The organism is Paracandidimonas lactea, assembly GCF_021653995.1.
GTDB classification, from domain to species: domain Bacteria; phylum Pseudomonadota; class Gammaproteobacteria; order Burkholderiales; family Burkholderiaceae_B; genus Allopusillimonas; species Allopusillimonas lactea.
The window spans coordinates 412,267-433,122 of the sequence record NZ_JAJJOZ010000001.1 but is presented as its reverse complement, the minus strand read 5'-3'; the positions used below and the strand labels follow the sequence as shown (position 1 = coordinate 433,122).

17 protein-coding genes are annotated in these 20,856 nt (G+C 61.3%); 7 read left to right on the top strand and 10 right to left on the bottom strand.

Annotation, left to right across the window (positions count from 1 at the left end; all coding sequences use genetic code 11):
- Positions 1-9: 9 nt before the first annotated feature.
- Positions 10-1,131: a high-affinity branched-chain amino acid ABC transporter substrate-binding protein gene (locus LOL23_RS02025; RefSeq protein WP_160976445.1), complete on the bottom strand. Its 1,122-nt coding sequence runs from the start codon at positions 1,129-1,131 to the stop codon at positions 10-12.
- A gap of 246 nt (positions 1,132-1,377) precedes the next feature.
- A complete protein-coding gene (gene proC / locus LOL23_RS02020) occupies positions 1,378-2,214 on the bottom strand; it encodes a pyrroline-5-carboxylate reductase (protein WP_237173096.1) in 837 nt (278 codons plus the stop codon).
- 284 nt (positions 2,215-2,498) lie between these two features.
- On the opposite strand from proC, the gene ugpB reads away from it, so the two are divergent.
- From ugpB to LOL23_RS02000, 4 genes are all read left to right on the top strand, one after another.
- Complete coding sequence (gene ugpB, locus LOL23_RS02015) at positions 2,499-3,806, top strand: sn-glycerol-3-phosphate ABC transporter substrate-binding protein UgpB (RefSeq protein ID WP_160976443.1); 1,308 nt, start codon at positions 2,499-2,501, stop codon at positions 3,804-3,806.
- Positions 3,807-4,009: 203 nt separating this feature from the next.
- The gene (ugpA, locus tag LOL23_RS02010) at positions 4,010-4,891 is read left to right on the top strand and encodes a sn-glycerol-3-phosphate ABC transporter permease UgpA (RefSeq protein ID WP_160976441.1); all 882 of its coding nucleotides are present in this window, start codon (positions 4,010-4,012) and stop codon (positions 4,889-4,891) included.
- 36 nt (positions 4,892-4,927) lie between these two features.
- The gene (ugpE, locus tag LOL23_RS02005; RefSeq protein ID WP_160976439.1) at positions 4,928-5,770 is read left to right on the top strand and encodes a sn-glycerol-3-phosphate ABC transporter permease UgpE; all 843 of its coding nucleotides are present in this window, start codon (positions 4,928-4,930) and stop codon (positions 5,768-5,770) included.
- Positions 5,771-5,808: 38 nt separating this feature from the next.
- Positions 5,809-6,894: a sn-glycerol-3-phosphate import ATP-binding protein UgpC gene (locus LOL23_RS02000; protein WP_160976437.1), complete on the top strand. Its 1,086-nt coding sequence runs from the start codon at positions 5,809-5,811 to the stop codon at positions 6,892-6,894.
- Between the two features lie 312 nt (positions 6,895-7,206).
- On the opposite strand, the gene LOL23_RS01995 is transcribed toward LOL23_RS02000, so the two are convergent.
- The 6 genes from LOL23_RS01995 to LOL23_RS01970 form a co-directional block, all read right to left on the bottom strand.
- Positions 7,207-8,322: a branched-chain amino acid ABC transporter substrate-binding protein gene (locus LOL23_RS01995; protein ID WP_160976435.1), complete on the bottom strand. Its 1,116-nt coding sequence runs from the start codon at positions 8,320-8,322 to the stop codon at positions 7,207-7,209.
- 233 nt (positions 8,323-8,555) lie between these two features.
- On the bottom strand, positions 8,556-9,080 hold the full coding sequence (locus tag LOL23_RS01990) for a Dps family protein (RefSeq protein WP_160976433.1): 525 nt from the start codon (positions 9,078-9,080) through the stop codon (positions 8,556-8,558).
- A gap of 209 nt (positions 9,081-9,289) precedes the next feature.
- The gene (locus tag LOL23_RS01985) at positions 9,290-10,243 is read right to left on the bottom strand and encodes a LysR substrate-binding domain-containing protein (protein WP_160976431.1); all 954 of its coding nucleotides are present in this window, start codon (positions 10,241-10,243) and stop codon (positions 9,290-9,292) included.
- 25 nt (positions 10,244-10,268) lie between these two features.
- Positions 10,269-12,407: an ATP-dependent DNA helicase RecG gene (recG, locus tag LOL23_RS01980; RefSeq protein WP_160976429.1), complete on the bottom strand. Its 2,139-nt coding sequence runs from the start codon at positions 12,405-12,407 to the stop codon at positions 10,269-10,271.
- 8 nt (positions 12,408-12,415) lie between these two features.
- Positions 12,416-12,802 carry a Rid family detoxifying hydrolase gene (locus LOL23_RS01975; RefSeq protein ID WP_160976427.1) on the bottom strand — a complete coding sequence of 129 codons (387 nt, stop codon included), beginning with the start codon at positions 12,800-12,802 and terminating at the stop codon, positions 12,416-12,418.
- Positions 12,803-13,173: 371 nt separating this feature from the next.
- Entirely contained in the window at positions 13,174-13,950 is a 777-nt protein-coding gene (locus tag LOL23_RS01970; RefSeq protein ID WP_160976425.1) for a ferredoxin--NADP reductase, read from the bottom strand.
- 340 nt (positions 13,951-14,290) lie between these two features.
- Here LOL23_RS01970 and LOL23_RS01965 point away from each other — a divergent pair, with 340 nt between their 5' ends.
- From LOL23_RS01965 to LOL23_RS01955, 3 genes are all read left to right on the top strand, one after another.
- Positions 14,291-15,340, top strand: coding sequence for a Fe(3+) ABC transporter substrate-binding protein (locus LOL23_RS01965; RefSeq protein ID WP_160976423.1), 1,050 nt, complete (start codon positions 14,291-14,293; stop codon positions 15,338-15,340).
- 130 nt (positions 15,341-15,470) lie between these two features.
- Positions 15,471-17,144 carry an ABC transporter permease gene (locus tag LOL23_RS01960; RefSeq protein WP_439652065.1) on the top strand — a complete coding sequence of 558 codons (1,674 nt, stop codon included), beginning with the start codon at positions 15,471-15,473 and terminating at the stop codon, positions 17,142-17,144.
- A gap of 18 nt (positions 17,145-17,162) precedes the next feature.
- The gene (locus tag LOL23_RS01955; protein WP_160976421.1) at positions 17,163-17,945 is read left to right on the top strand and encodes an ABC transporter ATP-binding protein; all 783 of its coding nucleotides are present in this window, start codon (positions 17,163-17,165) and stop codon (positions 17,943-17,945) included.
- A 157-nt stretch (positions 17,946-18,102) separates the two neighbouring features.
- Here LOL23_RS01955 and ntrC read toward each other — a convergent pair whose 3' ends face one another.
- Positions 18,103-19,671, bottom strand: coding sequence for a nitrogen regulation protein NR(I) (gene ntrC / locus LOL23_RS01950; protein WP_237173095.1), 1,569 nt, complete (start codon positions 19,669-19,671; stop codon positions 18,103-18,105).
- Positions 19,672-19,717: 46 nt separating this feature from the next.
- Positions 19,718-20,770, bottom strand: a complete 1,053-nt coding sequence (glnL, locus tag LOL23_RS01945) for a nitrogen regulation protein NR(II) (RefSeq protein ID WP_160976417.1) — start codon at positions 20,768-20,770, stop codon at positions 19,718-19,720.
- Between the last annotated feature and the right edge of the window lie 86 nt (positions 20,771-20,856).

Below are 20,856 nucleotides of genomic sequence, written 5' to 3'. Positions count from 1 at the left end.
TGCTTATAACTAGAGTTTGAGTTGCTCGAGGTTGCCCTTGGCGTCCCACTTGAAGACCGCAAACTCGAAATGCTTCAGATCACCCTTTTCGTCGTACTCGACCTTGCCGATCGCGGTATCAAAGGTGTTCTTGTGCATGTAGTCGGCGCCCTTGACGGGGTCTTCGCCCACGGCACCGATGGTTTGCGCAATGATCTGCACCGCCGCATAGGCCGGGAAGGTAAATGCGCCGTCGGGGCTGCGCTTGCTTGTCTTGAAGTGCTCGAGCACCGGTTTGTTGGCCGGCAATTTAGTGAAGTCGGCCGGCAGCGTCACCAACAGGTTCTCGACCGCTGGGCCGGCGATCGCCACCAAATCTTTATTGGCCACGCCTTCAGGACCCATGAACTGGTTTTTAAAGCCCTGCTCACGCGCCTGGCGCAGCAAGAGACCGAGTTCGGCGTGGTAGCCGCCAAAGTAGACCAGATCAGGGTTCAGCGCCTTGAGTTTGGTGATGACCGCGGAGTAGTCGCTGTCACCCACATTGATGCCCTCGAACATGGCCACATTGACATTGGCCTTCTTGAGCGCATTGCTGACCTGGGTGGCCACGCCAGTACCGTAGGTCTGCTTGTCGTGCAGAATCGCGACGGACTTGGGCTTGAGGTGCGAGGCGATGTATTCGGCGGCAAACGGGCCCTGCTGATCGTCGCGGCCGATGGTGCGGAAGAAATAGTGCGGACGGATGGTGTCGGTGACCAGCGGCGAAGTAGCCCCCGGCGTGATGGCTACGATGCCTTCCTGTTCGTAGACATTGACCGCCGGTACGGTAGTGCCGGAGCAGGCATGGGCGACTGCGAACTTGGCGCCGGCATTGACGACACGATTGGCGGCGGGCACTGCCTGCTTGGGTTCGCAGCCGTCATCGATCAGCAGCGGCTCGAGTTTACGGCCCTTCACCCCGCCCGCCGCGTTGATCGCGTCGATAGCGGTGAGCGCACCGGCCTGGATTTGGTCGCCGTATTGGGTGGCCGGGCCCGTCATGGGCTGGGGAATACCGATTTTGATCGGGTCTGCGGCGCTGGCAGTGCCGTAGGCAGCCATGGCTGCAACCGCCAGGACCAGGGGTGTTACACGTTTACTGAAACTCATGCCCGCTTCTCCGGTTGGGCCTGCCGTCATGCGCGCGGCCCATCTTGCGGGCTCGCGTATAGAACGGCAAGCCATTGTTATTAGCTTCCGCCTTGATCGGCATGCGTATTCTGACTATCCGCTGTAAGGCTGTCACTACGTATAACCCCTTACAAATTCTTTCGCAGAGCTTCGTACCGCCAAGCGGCGCCAGCAGGGTCTACCCTTGCGGTGCCGCGGGCGGGCGATGACCGGCGGATCGGCAGATCAGTCTGCCAGCTCCCGCGACATGTCGGCCGCACGATCCCGGGCCGCATCCATGGCCTGCATGACGATGCCGGAAAACCCTTCGCGGCCGAACACATCCAGCGCAGCAGCTGTGGTGCCGCCTTTGGACGTTACGCGGTCGCGCAGGGTGGCCAGCGGCTCGGGCGACAGCGCTGCCAGCTCGGTGGCGCCCGCGAGCGTGGCGAACGCCAAGGTGCGAGCTTGCTCGGGCGTCAGGCCTTGCGCCACGCCGCCTTGTATGAGGGCTTCGAGAAACAGGAACACATAGGCCGGCCCGCTGCCTGACAGCGCTGTCACGGCATCGATATGAGCGTCTGTGTCGACCCACACAACCTTGCCCACGGCGCCCAGCATCTGCTGGGCTACCGCGCGGTCTTCCTGGGTAACGCCTTTGAGCGCCATGACGCCTGTGGCCCCCTCGCCGATCAGGGCGGGCGTATTGGGCATGCAGCGCACCAATCGTGTCCAGGGCCGCTCAGGTTCGCCCAGCCACCGAGACAGCGTCGCGGCGGAAATGCCGGCGGCAATGCTGATGACCAGGGTATCCTCGCGCAACCAAGGCTTGCATGCCAGCACGGCCTCCTTGAGCGACTGCGGCTTGACCGCCAGAATCCATACGTTTCGGCTGGCGAGTGTTTCATCCGCGGCGGCCGCCACTGTCGTGCCCTGCTTGCGCCAACGCTCGCGCGCCGCTTCGTTGGGGTCGATCACGTGGACATCATGCGCGCCGCAGCGCTTGCCGATCAGGCCTGCGCCCAGGGCGCTCGCCATATTGCCCCCGCCGATGAAGGCGAGCGTCATTGCTTTGCTGGTCATGTTTTCACCTAGAGATATACCGATGTAACGATGCCGGACGGGTTGCCCGGTTATACGGCGGGCGCGCCGCACAACCGGGTTCCCGCAACGCCGCTATTGTAGGCGCCCGCGGACGCCGTGCCATGGCCGAAGCCGACAGTGATGTTGACAGCGGGCTGCGACAAGAAGACGATTGACCCCGGCAACATAATATCGTTACAGTCACATCAAAGTCATAGACCGGTCATAAACTTGCGTCCACACGGCCAGCCGCCTTCTCGGCCAGCCCACAACGGAGAAAATAAATGCGCGCAAAATTGATTGCCCTTGCCCTGGTTACCGCCTTCGCCCATACCGGCACCGCAAATGCAGCAACTGACATCGTTTTTTGGCACTCCATGGAAGGCGCGCTCGGCGACCGCGTCAATGAATTGATCAACGAGTTCAACAAGAGCCAGTCCGATTACGTAGTGCAAGGTACCTACAAGGGCAATTACGGCGAGTCAATGAACGCGGGCATTGCTGCCTTCCGCGCCGGCAACGCGCCGGATGTTCTGCAGGTTTTCGAGGTGGGCACGGCAACGATGATGAACGCCAAGGGTGCAATCCAGCCCGTCCAGCAAATGTCCGAGAAGGCCGGCAGCGCCATCAATCCTGCCGATTTCCTGGGTGCCGTGGCGGGCTACTATTCCACCACCGACGGCCAGCTGATTTCGATGCCGTTCAACAGTTCCACGCCCGTGTTCTACTACAACAAAGATGCCTTCAAGAAGGCCGGGCTCGACACCGAAAAACCGCCCCGCACCTGGAAGGAAGTGGAAGAAGCCGCCAAGAAGCTGCGTGCCGCCGGCATGGAATGCGGCTACACCACCTCTTGGCCGTCGTGGATACAGCTCGAAAACTTTGCCGCTTGGCATAACATCCCCTATGCCACGCATAACAACGGCTTCGACGGCCCGCAGGCTCGCCTGGCGCTGACCAATCCGCTGTTCGTGCGCCATTTGAGCAATCTGGCCCGCATGTCCAAAGAAGGCACGTTCACCTACGGCGGCCGCGGCGATGCACCCAACGCATTGTTCACCTCCGGCAAGTGCGGCATGTTCACCGGTTCCAGCGGCAATCGCGCCAACATTATCAAAACCGGCAACTTCGCCTTCGGTACATCCTTCCTGCCCTACTACGACGATGTCAAGGGCGCGCCCCAGAACTCCATCATCGGCGGTGCGTCGCTGTGGGTCTTTGCCAAAAAGTCGCCCGAGGTCTACAAAGGCGTGACGGCCTTCTTCAAGTTCCTGTCCAGCCCCGAAAAAGCAGCGCAATGGCACCAGGCCACGGGTTACGTGCCAGTCACTAAGGCAGGCTACAAGCTGACGCAAGAGTCCGGCTACTACCAAAAAAATCCGGGCACCGATATCGCCGTCAAGCAGCTGGACGCCACCACCACCACCAATTCGCGCGGTATCCGTCTGGGCTATCTGCCGCAGATCCGTGAGATCGAGGATGGTGAAATGGAAAACATCTTTGCTGGCAAGGTTTCCGCCGAGCAAGGCCTGGCCAACATGAACAAGCGCGGCAACGAGCTGCTCGAGCGCTTCGAGAAGAGCGTCAAGTAAGCCAGGCGCCCGCCGCAAGCGCGCATTCGCCGGCGCCACTTTCGCCGGTGCGTGCTTGCTGTGCGGGGTAGCCGCCCGCACCATACCGCCGCGCCCGAACGGGCGGCTGCGAACCCCGCCACCACCAACGCAGGGGCTGGCCCGTCACAAACAAGGCATGCGCACTTCCCCGGGCCTCTTATACCAGGACTACAATTCGCCGCATGGAAAAACGCGTCGTCTTCACCCATAAAGTACTGCCCTATCTCCTGCTGCTTCCGCAACTGGCGGTAACGGTTGTGTTTTTCTTTTGGCCTGCCGGCCAGGCGCTGTGGCAGTCCTTTCATCTCGAAGATCCGTTCGGCCTGTCGTCACAGTTCGTGGGCCTGGCAAACTTCGCAGACCTCCTGTCCAGCAGCGACTACACCGATTCATTCCGCATCACTGCGGTATTTTCGCTGCTTGTTGCCATACTAGGGCTCGCCATCTCGTTGTTGCTGGCCGTCATGGCAGACCGCGCCGTCAAGGCGGCCGGCGTCTATAAAACCCTTCTGATCTGGCCCTACGCCGTCGCCACAGCGGTGGCTGGGGTGCTCTGGCTGTTCCTGTTCTCGCCTTCCGTTGGCATCCTCGCCGTTATGCTCAGTAAGCTTGGCATAGGCTGGAACCCACGCCTGAACGGCAACGATGCCATGACACTGGTCGTGATCTCCGCCGTCTGGAAGCAGATTTCCTACAACTTTCTTTTCTTTCTCGCCGGGCTCCAGGCCATCCCACGCTCGCTGATCGAAGCAGCCGCGATTGATGGCGCCGGCCCGCGGCGCAGGTTCTGGACGATCGTCTTTCCCCTGTTGTCGCCCACCACCTTCTTTCTGCTGATCATCAATGTGATCTACGCGTTCTTCGACACCTTCGCCATTATCGACATCATCACGCAGGGCGGTCCGGGTACCGACACTTCCATCCTGGTCTACAAGGTGTACAACGCCGGCTTCAAAGGCCTGGATCTTGGCTCATCCGCCGCACAGTCCGTAATCCTCATGCTGATCGTGATTGCACTCACCGTCGTGCAGTTTCGCTATATCGACCGCAAGGTCAATTACTGACACGCGCCCGCAACCGACTCTTCAAGCCTACGCACCATGATCGAACGCCGACCTGTCCTGGATATCGTCACCCACATTGTGCTCATCGTCGGGGTGGCGATCATTGCATTCCCGCTTTACGTCACTTTTGTAGCATCGACCCAGACCGCGCAGGAGGTCGCCGCTGCGCCCATGTCACTGATGCCGGGCGGCCACTTCATCGAAAACTACGCGCGCGTGCTCACGGGCGACGCCATCAACACCCCGGCCGTTGCGCGCATGATGTGGATCAGCACTGTCATGGCCCTGGTTATCGCCATCGGTAAGATCGCTATTTCCATGCTCTCCGCCTTTGCTGTAGTGTATTTCCGCTTCCGTTTCCGCATGTTTTTCTTCTGGATGATCTTCGTCACCCTCATGCTGCCGGTCGAGGTGCGAATCGCGCCCACCTACAAGGTAGTCGCGGATCTGGGCATGCTCAACACGTACGCGGGCCTCACCCTGCCGCTCATCGCCTCGGCAACCGCCACCTTCCTGTTCCGGCAGTTTTTTCTTACTGTTCCCGATGAGCTGATTGAGGCCGCACGGATCGACGGCGCCGGCCCCATGCGATTTTTCCGCGATGTGCTGCTGCCGCTGTCACGCACCAGCATCGCCGCCCTCTTCGTGATCCAATTCATCTACGGCTGGAACCAATACCTGTGGCCGCTCATCATCACCACCGAAGAAAACATGTACCCGGTGGTCATTGGTATCAAGCGCATGATTTCGGGCGGCGATTCCGTCACAGAATGGAACCTGGTCATGGCTACAGCAATGCTGGCGATGATCCCGCCCGTGGCGGTCGTCATCTTCATGCAGAAGTGGTTCGTCAAGGGCCTGGTAGACGCCGAAAAATAAGCCGGCTGGCCGCACTATACATAGAACTGGATGCACACATGGCAACGCTGAGTTTCCGCAACGTAAGCAAAACCTATCCCAACGGCATTGCCGTGATCCATGGCATAAGCATGGATATCAAGGACGGCGAATTCATCGTCATCGTCGGCCCGTCGGGCTGTGGCAAATCCACGCTGATGCGCATGGTGGCAGGCCTCGAAAGCGTAACCAGCGGCGAGATCGCCATCGACGGGAAGGTTGTCAACAATCTGGAGCCAGCCGAGCGCGATATTGCGATGGTGTTTCAGAACTACGCGCTTTACCCCCACATGAGCGTGTTCGACAACATGGCCTATGGCCTGAAGATACGCAAGCTCAGCAAGGCAGAGATCCAGCGCAAAGTGCAAGACGCCGCGCGCATACTCGAGCTGTTGCATCTGCTCGACCGTCGTCCCGGCCAACTGTCAGGGGGCCAGCGCCAACGGGTGGCCATGGGGCGGGCAATCGTACGCGACCCAAAAGTCTTCCTGTTCGATGAGCCCTTGTCCAATCTGGACGCGAAACTGCGCGTGCAGATGCGGCTCGAGATCCAGAAGCTGCACCGCCGCCTGGGCACCACCAGCCTGTACGTCACGCACGATCAGGTAGAAGCGATGACACTGGCCCAACGCATGGTTGTGATGAACAAAGGTGTGCCCGAACAAATCGGCACCCCGGTCGAGGTATTCGAACGCCCCGCATCGGTCTTTGTGGCAAGCTTTATTGGCTCGCCGCCCATGAACCTGATCCCGGTGCAGCTTGATGCCGAGCGGCGGGTCCACGACGAAAACGGCCAAGTACTCGATTTCGATGCCGCGCAAGCGCCCGCCTCGCTGGCCAGCCGCAAGGCCCTGCTTGGCATGCGGCCAGAGCATATCGCCTTGCATACAAGCGGCCTTGCCATCACAATCGAAATGATCGAAATTCTCGGATCCGAGCAACTGATCCACGGCCGGCACGGCGACACCCCGGTGGTATTGCGCTGCCCGATCGGCCTGACGCGCGAATACCCGCTGCAGACGGGCGAAGCGGTGCAGGTTGGCCAGGATGGCATCCATCCGCTGCATTGGTTCGACCCGGAAACCGGTAAACGCGTCGACGCGTAACCGCTATACCGCAACAAGCGCAGGGTCACATATCCCCAACCTGCCTGCCGCGGCCACGAGGGCCCTGCCGCCGAGAAAGCACGGCAGCCCCCAGGAGATAGGCTGCCATACCAGCCATGCGCGCGACCCTTCCGTGGCGAGCGGGCGGCAGCCAGGGCGGCGCCTGCGTTCATGCCTATTGTGCTAACAAGATGGCGGCAAAAAACCCCGCGAAACCAGGCCTAGTTCTGGCTGCGCGGGGTTCAGAGACGGCGTACAAGCTGTGACGCCTGTGCGCCGACTGGGCCTGTGTGGCCTTTTTATTGTTTGTTGTTATTGATAAACCGATTTGCTGCCGTCTTTATGCCATTTGAAGACGTCAAACTTGAACTCTTTCAGGTCGCCCTGCTTGTTCCAGGAAATTTCGCCGATTGGCGTCTTGACGGCATGGCTGTGCAGGTATGCAGCAACCTTGGCAGGGTCATCCGCGCCTGCGCCCTTGATGCCGGCGGCAATGGCCTGCATGGCTGAATAGGCAGTGAGCTGGAAAGCGCCGCTGGGGTCGCGGCCCTTGTCTTTGAAGGCCTTCACAATCTCGGCGTTGGCCGGATTTTTGGTGAAGTCTGCCGGCAAGGTAACCAACATGCCTTCGACTGCAGCACCCGCGATGGCGTTGATATCGGGGTTGCCTACACCCTCAGGGCCCATGAACTGCGCCTTCAGGCCTTGCTCCGAACCCTGGCGCAGCAGCAGGCCCATTTCAGGGTGATAGCCGCCGTAATAGACGAAATCAGCGCCCGTGGTCTTGAGCTTGGTGATGACGGCTGAGTAATCGGAATCGCCCGCGTTGATGCCTTCGAACAGCACGACGTCAACGCCCGCCTTCTGCAGATCGTTGCGCACAGCGCTTGCGATGCCCTGGCCGTAAGACTGCTTGTCGTGCAGAACCGCAACCTTCTTGGGCTTGATCTTTTCGATGATGAACTTGGCCGCTGCGGGACCCTGCTGGTCGTCGCGGCCGATGGTGCGGAAGATGGTTTCGTAATTCTTGCCATCGGTGACCGCCGGCGAAGTGGCCGAGGGCGTGACCATGACAATGCCTTCGTTGTTGTAGATGTCGGTGGCGGCAATGGTGGCGCCCGAGCATACATGGCCAACCACATAATGGATGCCATCGTTGACAACACGATTGGCGACCACGGGGCCTTGCTTGGGTTCGCAGCCGTCATCGAGCACCACGGCTTCGAAGGTGTTGCCACCGCCCTTAGCGTTGAGTTGTTCGATGGCGGTGTCAACACCCTGCTTGACCATGTCGCCGTATTGCGTGACGGGGCCGGTGAACGGACCGGCAATGGCAATTTTGATCGTGGCGGCCGCTGCGGGGCCTGCCATAAGCATACCCGCGGCCAAGCCGAGTGCGGCGGCGACGGGGGTAAAGCGAACTTTCATATAGCCTCCTCGAAGTGCGCTATCCAGATACGCTGCCAAGCATACACTGAACCCATGCCGCATAGCCCGCCCCAGTTGAAAACTCAGGGTTATTACTGAACGTTACGACAGACGCCCGGCACGGCGTTGACCAGCAGCCCTGTACGAGCGCATTACAACTGCCACCGGGCTGCGCATGGCCGCATGCGAGGCGGCCAGCCGCTACGATCGGGCAACGAAACCCCGCGCCAGCGTCACTGCAGCATGCTGCGCAGCATCCAGGCGTTCTTCTCGTGCACATCCAAGCGTTGGGTGAGCAGATCAACGGTAGGTTGGTCGTCGACCGCGTCAGCCTTCTTGAGGGCCTGGCGCGCTGTCTTGGCGACTGCCTCGTTGCCCTTGACGAGCAGTTCGATCATGGCTGTTGCGTTCGGCACCGTCGCAACTTCGTTGATCGACGACAGCGCTGCGTATTGCGCATAGGTGCCGGGCGCGAAATGCCCCAAAGCGCGGATGCGCTCGGCAATGCTGTCCAGCGCCTGCCAGGCTTCGGTGTACTGCGTCATGAACATATTGTGCAGCGTATTAAACTGCGGGCCGGTGACGTTCCAGTGGAAGTTGTGCGTCATCAAATACAGCGTGTAGGAGTCCGCCAGCATCTTGGATAGCTCGGCGGCCACAGTCGCACGGTCTTTGTCTGAAATACCGATGTCGATGTCGAGGCCTTTTTCCGCGGGCGCGGTGCTCTTGGCTGCATCGGGTTTGCGCTCTTTTGCCATGATGGATCTCCTTGATGAGCATTGGACGCTATGCACGGAACGCGGCGTGGCGTATCCATGCATTCGAAGAAGGGCTCAGGATATCACGGCAAAGTAGTTCGAAATGTGTTGCGCGGCATGAGATTTATTGATCGGCGTGATAGCCGTCAGCTACGCGGCGCACGGCAGCATTCACTTCGGCGCCTACCACCCCGAAATTGCCAGCACTCTCACGCCGGCTCGGCGGCGGCCGGCACAGTATCCAGGTAGTTGACGCCGGGCAACGCGCAATCATGGATGGCCTTGATCAAGGCGTCGATGGCGGCGGGACGGGGGAAACTCTTGCGGTTGACCAACACGACGCGACGGTCGGGCACCGGCTTCTTGAACGGTATGTAGGAGAGCAGGTGGTTCTCGATGCCCGGCATGGAAAGCGAACTGGCCGGCAGCACCGTCACGCCGAGGCCGGCCGCCACCATGTGGCGTATGGTCTCGAGCGACGAGCCTTCGAAGGTGCGCTGGATGCCTTCGCTGGATGCCGAAAACCGCGACAACTCAGGGCATACTTCAAGCACTTGGTCACGAAAGCAATGCCCCGTTCCCAGCAGCAGCATAGTCTCGTCCTTCAACTGAGTGGCGTCAATTTCCTTCCTGTTGCTCCAGGGGTGGTTCTTGGGAATCGCCACCAGGAACGGTTCGTCGTAGAGTGGGTGCACCGACAGCCCTGCATCCGGTATGGGCAGCGCCAGGATGGCACAGTCGATTTCGCCTTGGCGCAAAAGCTCCAGCAGCCGAGCCGTGAAATTCTCCTGCAGCAGCAGCGGCATCTGCGGCGTGGCCTCGATCTGCGTGGGCACCAGCCTTGGCAGCAGATATGGGCCTATGGTGTGGATGACACCCACGCGCAGCGGGCCGGCCAGCGGGTCATGCCCCTGGCGGGCGATCTCACGCAGCTGCGCGCCTTCTTCCAGCACGCGCTGGGCCTGTGCCACAATGCGCAGCCCGATGGGTGTAATGCCGACCTCGGCGCCGCCACGCTCGAACAGCACCACGCCCAACTCATCCTCAAGCTTGCGTATGGCGACAGACAGCGTGGGCTGGCTGACGAAGCAGGCCTCGGCGGCCCGGCCGAAATGGCGCTCACGCGCAACGGCAACAATATATTTGAGTTCAGTCAGGGTCATGGTGGAGTTCTCGCGGTAAATCTGGCTAGCTTCTCAGGTAATCCTCACGGTCCTTCATCCAGCGCCGCAAATGCGCGGCAGCATAGTCCGGATACTTTGTGCGCATATCGACCGCCGCCTGCCGCGCCTGTTCGACCAGGGACGCATCGGTGTCCAGGCTGGCAAAGCGCAGCAATGCCTGACCGGACTGCCTGACACCCAGGAACTCACCCGGGCCGCGCTGTTCGAGATCACGCCGCGCGATCTCGAAGCCATCCGTCGTTTCGTACATTGCTCGCAGGCGCTGGCGCGCCACCATGCTCAGCGGCGCCTGGTACATCAGCACGCACACCGAACGCGCGCTGCCGCGCCCTACCCGGCCGCGCAACTGATGCAACTGGGCCAACCCGAAGCGCTCGGCATGTTCAATGATCATGAGGGAGGCATTGGGTACATCCACCCCAACCTCGATTACCGTGGTCGCCACCAGTAGGTCGGTCTGCCCATCGCGAAAGGCCTGCATAACCGCCTGCTTCTCGGTTGGCGCCATCTTGCCGTGTATCAGCGCCACGCGCAGATCAGGCAGCGCCTGCGCCAGGCGCGCATGTGTATCGACAGCCGTCTGCAACTGCAGCGCTTCGCTTTCTTCGACCAGCGGACATACCCAGTAGGCCTGGCGACCCTGCCTCACTTCGGCTGTCACGCTGCCCAACACCTCGTCGCGCCGAGAGTCGGCGATCAGCTTGGTTACCACTGGTGTACGACCAGGAGGTAGTGCATCGATGGCGGACACATCCAGGTCAGCGAAGAAGGTCATGGCCAAGGTGCGCGGAATCGGCGTGGCGCTCATATTGAGCTGGTGCGGGATCAACGCCCCGTCTTCCCCCTTGCGGCTGAGCGCCAGCCGCTGGCCCACACCGAAGCGGTGCTGCTCATCGAGAATCACCAGACCCAGGCGGGCAAAGGCGATCCTGTCTTGAATCAGCGCCTGCGTCCCCACGACAAGGTCGGCCTGGCCAGACTCAGCGTCCGTCACTGCCTGCCGCCGCGACGCCGCAGACATGCTGCCGGTAAGCCAGGCCACCCGCACACCCAGCGGCTCCAGCCAAGCCGCAAGCTTGTGAAAATGCTGTTCGGCCAGGATTTCGGTGGGCGCCATAATGGCCACTTGGCAACCAGCGGACACGGCTTGCGCGGCGGCAAACGCCGCCACGATAGTCTTGCCGCTACCCACATCCCCTTGCAGCAAGCGATGCATGGGGAAGGAGCGCGCCAGATCAGCCGAGATTTCAGCGATTACGCGTTGTTGTGCATCAGTGAGCGTAAACGGCAAATTGGCCAGCAGCGTCTTTGACAGGCCCGCGTCGGGCGGGAGCGGCGTAGCCCGCTGGCGGCGCCGCGCGGCCCGCGCAGCCGCCAGCGACAACTGCTGCGCCAGCAGCTCATCGAACTTGATGCGGGCCCAGGCTGGATGGCCGCGCTCGATCAGATCGTGATAAGAAACATTGGCCGGCGGATGATGCAGCACGCGAATGGCCTGTGCAAAAGGAATCAGCCCATACTGCTCGCGCAGCGCATCAGGCAAGGTATCGGACAAGTCCGCCCGCCCCAGCGCTTGGTCGATCGCCTTGCGCAGACTAGCCTGTGAAAGGCCGTCTGTGGTGGGGTATACGGGCGTGAGCGCCTGCGGCAGTGGTGCACCGGCGGCGCTGACTTTAGGGTGCACCATTTCGTAGCCGCCAAAGCCGCCGCGAACCTCGCCGCGTACGCGCAGGCGCCTGCCCGCCTCCACCTGTTTTTGCTGGCTGGGGTAGAAATTGAGCCATCGCAGCGCCAACTGGCCGGAGTCGTCTTCGAGTACCGCCTGCAGTTGCCGGCGTGGCCTGAACAGTACCTCGCTGCGCACGACCTCGCCCTCCACCTGGCCGCTCATGCCAGGCATGAGCGAGGCGATAGGTACGATGCGGGTTTCGTCTTCATACCGCAGCGGCAGGTGAACGATGAAATCTGCCGGCTCGCGCAGGCCCAGGCGACCAAAACGGCGCTGCAATGCCGACGCCCCCTGCTCGTCTTGCGCCTTGGCGGGCGCAGCCTTGCCGCTCGACGCACGGCGACCGGCCGCCCGACCGCTGCCGCCCGGCACATCGACGGCGCCGTTGGCGGGTGCCCGCGTAGCAGAGCCCATAGGCCGCTTCAGATGACGACGACCGCTTCCACTTCGAACTGCGCACCTTTGGGCAGACTGGCTACGCCCAGTGTGGAGCGGGCGGGATATGGCTGGGGAATAAAGTCTGCCATGATGGCATTGGCGCTGGCGAACTTTGACAGATCGGTCAGGAAGAGCGTGAGCTTGACGATATTGTCCAGCGTGCCGCCGGCTTCTTCGATTACTGCCTTGAGGTTGGCGAACGCCTGGCGCACCTGCCCTTCGAAGTTCTCGGATACCAGATCGCCGGTGGCGGGTTCGAGACCGATCTGACCGGAAAGATAGACCGTTTTGCCGCCATTGACAGCGATGGCTTGCGAATATGGCCCCACTGCGGGGGGGGCTGCATCGGTGTGGATGACTTGCTTGCTCATGTGTGCGCCTTTGTGCTTTGTTGAACGATCCCTGACGCGGTGGCACGACCGACAACCCCTGGCCGCCCCGCATTAAACGCCGTGTTGAATACTATTGGAGTTTAATCTGCTATAGCCAAAACTAAAAGCCCCTTTCTTGGCCGAACGCGGACGATGCGACGAGAAAAGGGCCGGAGGGGAACCGCGAGCGTTGACACCTTGAACGTTTCACCGAGCATCGTTGCGCGGCAAAACGGCGATGCGGAAAGCATGCAGTGGTATTGAGTAGCGAGGCGTGCACTACTGGGTTGGGGCAAGCACTGCGGCCACTGCCGCCATTTAATCAATGGTGGCAGTGGCCGCAGTTTATTCGGCAACAGTACCGATGTTTTTCATTTATCCACGAAAGCGCGTTCGATGACGTAATCGCCCGGCTGACCTACGCCCGGTGAGGCCTCGAAGCCACGACTATCGAGCATGGCGCTGACATCGGCCAACATGGCCGGGCTGCCGCACAGCATGGCGCGGTCAACAGCGGGATCAAGCGGCGGCAGGCCGATATCCTGGAAGATTTGGCCGGTTTCGACCAGTTTGGTGATACGCCCGTTATGACGGAAGGGTTCGCGGGTGACGGTGGGATAGTAGATAAGTTTGTCACGCACGAGCTCGCCGAAGTATTCGTTGGCGGGCAGCTCATTTTCGATGTAGTTGGCGTAGGCAAGTTCGCTGATGTAGCGCACGCCATGCACCAGCACGACCTTTTCGAAGCGTTCGTAGATGTCGGGATCTTTGATGATGCTCATGAACGGCGCCAGGCCAGTGCCCGTGCCGAACAGGTACAGATGCTTGCCGGGGCGCAGGTCATCGGCGACCAAGGTGCCGACCGGCTTGCGGCTGACAAGCACCGAGTCGCCCGCCTTCAGGTGCTGCAGCCGCGAGGTGAGCGGGCCGTTTGGCACCTTGATCGAGAGAAACTCGAGATTTTCTTCGTAGTTTGCACTGGCGATGCTGTAGGCGCGCATCAGCGGTTTGCCTTCCACCTCAAGGCCAACCATGACGAAATGGCCGTTATGGAAACGCAGTGCCGGATCGCGGGTGGTGGTAAAGGAAAATAGCCGATCGTTCCAGTGATGAACGCTCAGGACCTGCTCAGTATTGAAGGCTGCCATATTGTTGAAAATGAAGCGCGCCGGATGCTGGTATCCAGGCCAACGCGCGTACTGGTATGTACTTGTTGACAAAGAAGATTTTATCCCACTTGCGGCACTGTCACATAAACACCGCACACCAGGCTTGATATGACGCAAATCCAGGCAGAAAACCGCAGCACGGATACGACGTTTCCTGACAAAATATTGAAAGCGATATCGGACTCTGGTATTGTTCTCAATGTTATATGAGAATCATTAGTATTTAAAACCCCATTAAGCTTTACAATCCGTTTTCGATCACGGCCCCGCATTACCCGCGGGGCCGTCTTTCCTTCCCCAATTTCCGGAGATACCGCTCATGTCCTTCGCCCCCAGGCTGCAACCCCTCTTTCGTGCTCTCACCTTGGCTGGCGCTGCCACCCTTGTCACCCTTCCTGGGGTCGCTCACGCCGCGGGCGGCGATGTCACGCTCTACACCACACGCGAACCCGGCCTCATCCAGCCGCTGCTCGATCAGTTTGCCAAAGACTCCGGCATCAAGGTCAACACGGTTTTCGTCAAAGACGGCCTGATCGAGCGCGTGAAGACCGAAGGCGACAAATCCCCGGCCGATGTGCTCATGACAGTCGACATCGGCAATCTGCTCGATCTGGTCGATGCCGGGATCACCCAGCCTGTCGATTCCAAGGTACTGAAGGAAACCATCCCCGCCAATCTGCGCGGCCAGGACAACCAGTGGTTCACGCTGTCGCTGCGTGATCGCGTCGCCTATGTCGCAAAAGATCTCGACCTGAAAGCCATCACGTACGAAAATTTTGCCGATCCCAAATGGAATAAAAAAGTCTGCATCCGTTCAGGCCAGCACCCTTACAACACCGCAATGATCGCGGCCATGATCGCGCACAACGGCACCGAAGCCACCGAAACCTGGCTGCGCAAGGTAAAGGACAACCTGGGCCGCAAGGCTGCGGGGGGCGATCGCGATGTAGCGCGTGATATCCTTGGCGGCATCTGCGATGTCGGTATCGCCAACGCCTATTATGTCGGCCGCATGAAGAACGCACAGCCCGGCTCCGACGCCTACAAATGGGGCGAAGCCATCAAGGTTGTGCGCCCCACGTTCGAGAAAAGCGGCGGCACGCACGTCAACATTTCGGGCGCCGCGGTCGCCAAGCATGCGCCCAACCGCAACAATGCAGTTGCGCTACTCGAATACCTGGTGTCCGACAAGGCGCAAAGCATGTACGCCAAGGCCAACTACGAATACCCGGTCAAGGCCGGCGTCGAACTTGATCCTGTGGTTGCCAGCTTCGGCGAACTCAAGGTCGATAATCTTGCGCTGACCGAGATCGCGAAACATCGCAAACAGGCCAGTGAATTGGTAGACAAAGTTGGCTTCAACAACTAAACCGCAACAACCGTTGATCAGCGCGCGCGCGGGTGCTTCCCTTTCTGGTACGCCCACCGCGCCTGGCAGCGTCCGCCAGGCCCGCGCTTCACAGCCGGCAGCCCTCACCACGGGGCCTGCCGGTTTTGCCTTGGGCCGTAAACTGCGAAATCTGCTCAAGGCTGGGGCGGGCTGGCCGCTCGCCGGCTTTGCCATCGCCGCCTGTGTGCTGGCACCCGTGCTGGCGCTCGCATGGTACGCCATGCAGGGGGAAGCAGGCCATTGGTCGCACCTCTGGGCGTTCGTGCTGCCCTCGGCCCTGGGCAACACATTGCTGCTGCTTGTTGGGGTTGGCACGCTGGTAGCCTGTCTGGGCGTGGGCGCCGCGTGGCTGATCACCGCATTCGATTTCCCCACGCGCGGTACGCTGTCATGGGCGCTGCTGCTGCCATTAGCCGTGCCGACATATATTGTGGCCTTCGCCTACCTCGACCTGCTGCACCCCATCGGGCCCATACAATCACTCATTCGCGATCTTCTCGGCTACGACAGCCCGCGCCAGTTCCGTCTGCCCGATCTGCGCTCCCTGCCGGGGGCCATCTTCCTGCTTGGTTTCGTACTCTACCCATACGTCTACCTGAGCACCCGCATCATGTTTTCCACACAGGCGGCCAGCCTGCTGGAAGCGGCAAGGGTGCTGGGCGAATCCAGCCGCAGTGTGTTCTTTCGCGTGGCCTTGCCTATGGCGCGCCCCGCCATCGCAGTCGGTGTGAGCCTGGCGCTGCTCGAAACGCTCAACGATATCGGCGCTTCCGAATTCCTGGGTGTGCAGACGCTCACCGTGTCGGTCTACACCACCTGGATCACCCGCAATGACCTTGCCGGCGCCTCGCAAATTGCACTGGCCATGTTGGCCATCGTCGCTGTGCTGATCGTAGCCGAGCGCATGGGGCGGCGGCGCCAGCGCTATGCGGGCACGCAACGCGCGCGTACGGTGCAGCCTATCAAGCTGCGCGGCTCATCCGCCTGGCTCGCCTGCCTGCTTGGCTGGCTGCCTGTTGTAATCGGCTTTGTGGCCCCCGCGCTGTATTTGCTCAATGAAACCGTCAAGCGTCTTCATGAGGTCGGTTCAATATCCGAGCAGTTGTTGCACAGTGCCGGCAATACCGTTTTTATTGCCCTGGCCGCCACGGCACTTACGCTGGCATGCGGCCTTGTCGCCACCTGGGCCGTGCGCTGTGCCCGGCAATCGTCGCGCACGGCCGAACGGCTGGCGCAAGCCAGCGCACGGGTCGCCACCAGCGGCTACGCCCTGCCCGGTACTGTGTTGGCGATCGGGCTGCTGATGCCCTTCGTGCTGGCCGACCATGCTATCTCCGCGCTCTGGCAGATGCTGGGCAGGCCCGACCCGGGCCTCATCCTCATGGGCAGCGGTGCGGCGCTCGTGCTTGCCTATATGATCCGCTTTCTTGCCATCTCCATCGGCGGCATTGAAGCGGGCCTGGCGCGCATTCCGCCTTCTATGGAACAAGCTGCCCGGCTGCTGGGTGAAACACCCGCCGGCACATTGCGTCGCGTCCATCTGCCGCTGCTGCGGCCAGCATTGGGCGCGGCAGCGCTGCTGGTGTTCGTCGACGCCATGAAAGAGCTGCCCGCGACGCTGCTGCTGCGCCCAGTAAACTTCGAGACACTGGCCACCTGGCTGTATGCCGAGGCGGCGCGCGGTACTTACGAAGAAGGCGCCGTGGCCGCGCTGGCGATCGTGCTGGCCGGCCTAGTGCCTGTCATTCTGCTCGCACGCACGCAGTTCAGAACCAACCAATAATCACCGCATCATCGCACCATGTCCGCCCTGCTTACTCTTGAAGGCATCTCTCTCGCCTATGAAACCGCCAACGGCTTGGTGCCTGCGGTGCGCGATCTCTCGATCTCGCTCGACAAGGGCACCATTGCCTGCCTGTTGGGTGCCTCGGGCTGCGGCAAAACGACGGTGCTGCGCGCCATTGCCGGCTTCGAACCGCTGCGCGCCGGCCGCATTGTCCTGGATCATACCGTGCTGTCCACCGTCAATGCACGGGTTCCCCCCGAACAGCGCCGGGTAGGCATGATGTTCCAGGACTATGCGCTTTTCCCCCACCTCACAGTGGCAGGCAACGTCGGTTTCGGGCTGCGACGCTGGGACAGGCAACGCCGTGAAGCCCGGATTGAAGCGCTGCTCTCTCTCACGCATCTTGAAGGTTCAGCCAAACGATATCCCCACGAACTGTCAGGCGGGCAGCAGCAGCGTGTCGCGCTGGCGCGCGCCCTGGCACCCGAGCCCGAACTGCTGCTACTGGATGAACCGTTTTCGAATCTGGACGTGGACACGCGCGAGCACTTGGCATTCGAAGTGCGCGATATCCTGAAACAAACAGGGCATACCGCCATATTGGTCACGCACAACCAGGCTGAGGCCTTCGCCATTGCCGATCGCATTGGCATCATGAAAGACGGCGCTATCGTGCAGTGGGACAGCCCCTACGGCTTGCACACCAACCCGGTTTCGCCCTTCGTGGCCAACTTTATCCGCCGCGAAGCCCTGATGGCTCAGCGTGCGCAAGCCTACTTGCGCGGCGAGGCGCACTGACCTGAAAACGGGGCTGGCGCGCACGCCAATCAACACATGCGATGCGTGGGCACGGCGGCGGCGCCTGCGAAGTTTTCCCGCAATCTGACGCATCCTCACCGGCTATCCGCAGCACGCAGCGCTCGCATATCGTTGCAGGCGCCGCCGCCCTCATCGCTCACTCAATACCCAGTTCACTGCATTTGCGCGTCAGCGTGTTGCGGCCTATGCCCAGGCGCTGGGCAGCTTCCATGCGGCGGCCACGGCAGTATTCAAGCGCAGTCTGGATGAGTACACGCTCAAAGTCACGGCTCAGTGTGGTCATGATGGCCGGCTCGTTGCGCGCGAGGCGAGCCTGGGCTTCTAGTTCGAGCAAGCCCAGCCAGCCGCGCGCAGTGTCTAGTTGACCAGCGAGGGTAGGCGCCAGCGCGGGCTGAACCGTCTGCGCCGCCGATGTTGGCTGCTCCAGCAGCTCCGCCCTGGTTGCATCCGCGGTGTGCCTTTGAGGCGACGCCAGCGCGCCCCCCCCGCCTTGATTCGCATCGCCGCCGGGGGCACCCTGCCCAGCCGCGCCGTCGGTGGCCGCAGCGGCCAATACCTCGGGCGGCAGATCCTTGGCCTCGATAAGCTGGCCAGATGACATGACAGTGAGCCACTGACAGAAGTTTTCTAGCTGGCGGATATTGCCCGGATAATCGAATGCCGAGAGGGCCTGCATGGCCTCGGACGTGAGGCGCCGCACCGGCACGCCAAGGTCGTTGGCGCTGTTCTGCATGAATAGCCGCACCAGCGCTGGTATGTCTTCCTTGCGTTCGCGCAAAGGAGGCAGGCGCAGGCGGATCACATTGAGCCTGTGGAACAAATCCTCCCGAAAGCGCCCTTCGGTCACGCGCTGCTCAAGCGGTTGATGTGTGGCAGCGACGATGCGGGCATCGGCGTGGATAGCCTGAGAACCCCCAACCCGATAAAAGCTGCCTTCGGCCAGTACGCGCAGCAAACGCGTCTGCAACTCGAAAGGCATGTCACCGATTTCGTCCAGAAACAGCGTGCCACCCCGTGCTTCCTCGAAGCGGCCGCGGCGCTGCTGCGTAGCGCCAGTGAAGGCGCCGCGCTCATGGCCGAAGAGCTCGGCCTCCAGCAGATCCTTGGGAATAGCCGCCGCATTGACAGCCACAAACGGACCGTTGGCCCGATTGCTGTGCGTGTGCAGAGCGCGGGCGATCAGTTCTTTGCCGGTGCCGGATTCGCCCGTGATCAGCACGGTCACGTTCGATGCCGCCAACCGCCCAATCGCACGAAACACCTCTTGCATCGCGGGCGCGGAAGATTGCATCATCAGGCGCTCGGGGCTGCTGGCCGCCGGCGTTTCAGCCCCGTCGGCATTTGTGCCGGATTGCACCGCGCGCTGTATCAAGGCAATGGCTGCGTTGACGTCGAAGGGCTTGGGCAGGTAATCGAATGCGCCCTTCTGAAACGCCGCCACCGTGCTGTTCAAATCGGTATAAGCGGTCATCACGATAACCGGCAATGCGGGGCATTGCGTCTTGACGCGCTTGAGCAAGGACAGGCCATCCTGGCCAGGCATGCGGATGTCGGTCACCAGTACGGCCGGCGTATCGTGTTCGAGTGCATCCAGCATGTCCGCGGCGTTTGCAAACCCCTGCGCCGGGATAGCGACCCGAGCCAAGGCTTTCTCCAGCACCCAGCGGATGCTTTGGTCGTCGTCGATGATCCACACTGCTTTCATGCTTTGCTCCGTCATCGCAGGCGCTGCGCGCGCCCGCACTTGGCGTTCATGGGGATTCAAGCGGAAGCACCATCCGGAACTCCGTGCGCCCCGCGTAGGAATCGAACTCCACGATACCGCCGTGCTGCTGGGTGAATTCCTGTGCCAGACTCAGCCCCAAGCCGGTGCCGCTCGGCCGTCCGGTAACCAGAGGATGAAAAATTTTGTCGCGCAGTTCGGGCGGAACACCGGGGCCGTTGTCGATCACCGACACAATAAGGCCCATGCGGGCCTGGTGGCCACCCAGCAGCAATTGGCGCCCCACGCGGGTGCGCAAAATGACGCGCGGTGCGCCGTCGTGGGGCGCATGCTCAGTGAGCGCTTGCGCTGCGTTGCGGGCAATGTTCAGCAGCGCCTGCAGCAGGCGTGCAAAATCGCCCTTTAAGTCCGGTGCCGAGGCATCGTAATCGCGTACAAACTGAATGTGCGGGAATTCGGCCGACAACAGCGTATAAACACGCTCGCAGACTTCATGGATATTGAGCCAACCCATCACCAGCGACTCACCCTGCGGGGAAATCAGGCGATCGACCAAGCCACCCAAGCGGTCGGCTTCGGCAATGATGACTTGCGTATACTCGCGCAGGCTGTCGTCGCCGAGCTCGGCTTCGAGCAGTTGTGCCGCCCCGCGTATGCCACCCAGCGGGTTTTTGACTTCATGCGCCAGATTGCGCAGGGATTCGCGCTGCGCGGTGAGCTCGTTGGCAAGCTGCTGGTGGCGATCCAACAGAATGTGGTGTTCGATGACCCGCGCTTCTACCAGCGCAGCCCAGGGCTGCTGGTGCAGGGGCACCACCGCCAGGCTGATGGCCTGCTGGCGCCCCCAGCGCGTCATGATCAGATCCTGGCGCAGGATGCCGAACTTACCTTCGATGGCATCGGGCAGCCGCTCGCAAAGTGCACCGTGGGCATCCAGCAGCCTGCCCAGCAATTGCCCCGCAAGCTGTCTGCGCGACAGGCTGAAAAGCTCTTCGGCGGCCGTGTTGGCGTGCAGGATGCGCCCGTCGTGATCCAGAAACAGCACGGCGGTCGAAAGCAGGTCGTAGCTGGCTGGTTCCATCAAGTTTCCTTCTGTAGCGCGCGGCGCGGATGCGCCCTCCAGCGGCATAAATCCTTCGCGGGCTTTGCCGGGCGGTGACGAACGCG

Coding starts and splice junctions, on each gene's coding strand:
- LOL23_RS02025 (WP_160976445.1), bottom strand. CDS start 1,131: ATGAGTTTCAGTAAACGTGTAACACCCCTGGTCCTGGCGGTTGCAGCC.
- proC (WP_237173096.1), bottom strand. CDS start 2,214: ATGACCAGCAAAGCAATGACGCTCGCCTTCATCGGCGGGGGCAATATG.
- ugpB (WP_160976443.1), top strand. CDS start 2,499: ATGCGCGCAAAATTGATTGCCCTTGCCCTGGTTACCGCCTTCGCCCAT.
- ugpA (WP_160976441.1), top strand. CDS start 4,010: ATGGAAAAACGCGTCGTCTTCACCCATAAAGTACTGCCCTATCTCCTG.
- ugpE (WP_160976439.1), top strand. CDS start 4,928: ATGATCGAACGCCGACCTGTCCTGGATATCGTCACCCACATTGTGCTC.
- LOL23_RS02000 (WP_160976437.1), top strand. CDS start 5,809: ATGGCAACGCTGAGTTTCCGCAACGTAAGCAAAACCTATCCCAACGGC.
- LOL23_RS01995 (WP_160976435.1), bottom strand. CDS start 8,322: ATGAAAGTTCGCTTTACCCCCGTCGCCGCCGCACTCGGCTTGGCCGCG.
- LOL23_RS01990 (WP_160976433.1), bottom strand. CDS start 9,080: ATGGCAAAAGAGCGCAAACCCGATGCAGCCAAGAGCACCGCGCCCGCG.
- LOL23_RS01985 (WP_160976431.1), bottom strand. CDS start 10,243: ATGACCCTGACTGAACTCAAATATATTGTTGCCGTTGCGCGTGAGCGC.
- recG (WP_160976429.1), bottom strand. CDS start 12,407: ATGGGCTCTGCTACGCGGGCACCCGCCAACGGCGCCGTCGATGTGCCG.
- LOL23_RS01975 (WP_160976427.1), bottom strand. CDS start 12,802: ATGAGCAAGCAAGTCATCCACACCGATGCAGCCCCCCCCGCAGTGGGG.
- LOL23_RS01970 (WP_160976425.1), bottom strand. CDS start 13,950: ATGGCAGCCTTCAATACTGAGCAGGTCCTGAGCGTTCATCACTGGAAC.
- LOL23_RS01965 (WP_160976423.1), top strand. CDS start 14,291: ATGTCCTTCGCCCCCAGGCTGCAACCCCTCTTTCGTGCTCTCACCTTG.
- LOL23_RS01955 (WP_160976421.1), top strand. CDS start 17,163: ATGTCCGCCCTGCTTACTCTTGAAGGCATCTCTCTCGCCTATGAAACC.
- ntrC (WP_237173095.1), bottom strand. CDS start 19,671: ATGAAAGCAGTGTGGATCATCGACGACGACCAAAGCATCCGCTGGGTG.
- glnL (WP_160976417.1), bottom strand. CDS start 20,770: ATGGAACCAGCCAGCTACGACCTGCTTTCGACCGCCGTGCTGTTTCTG.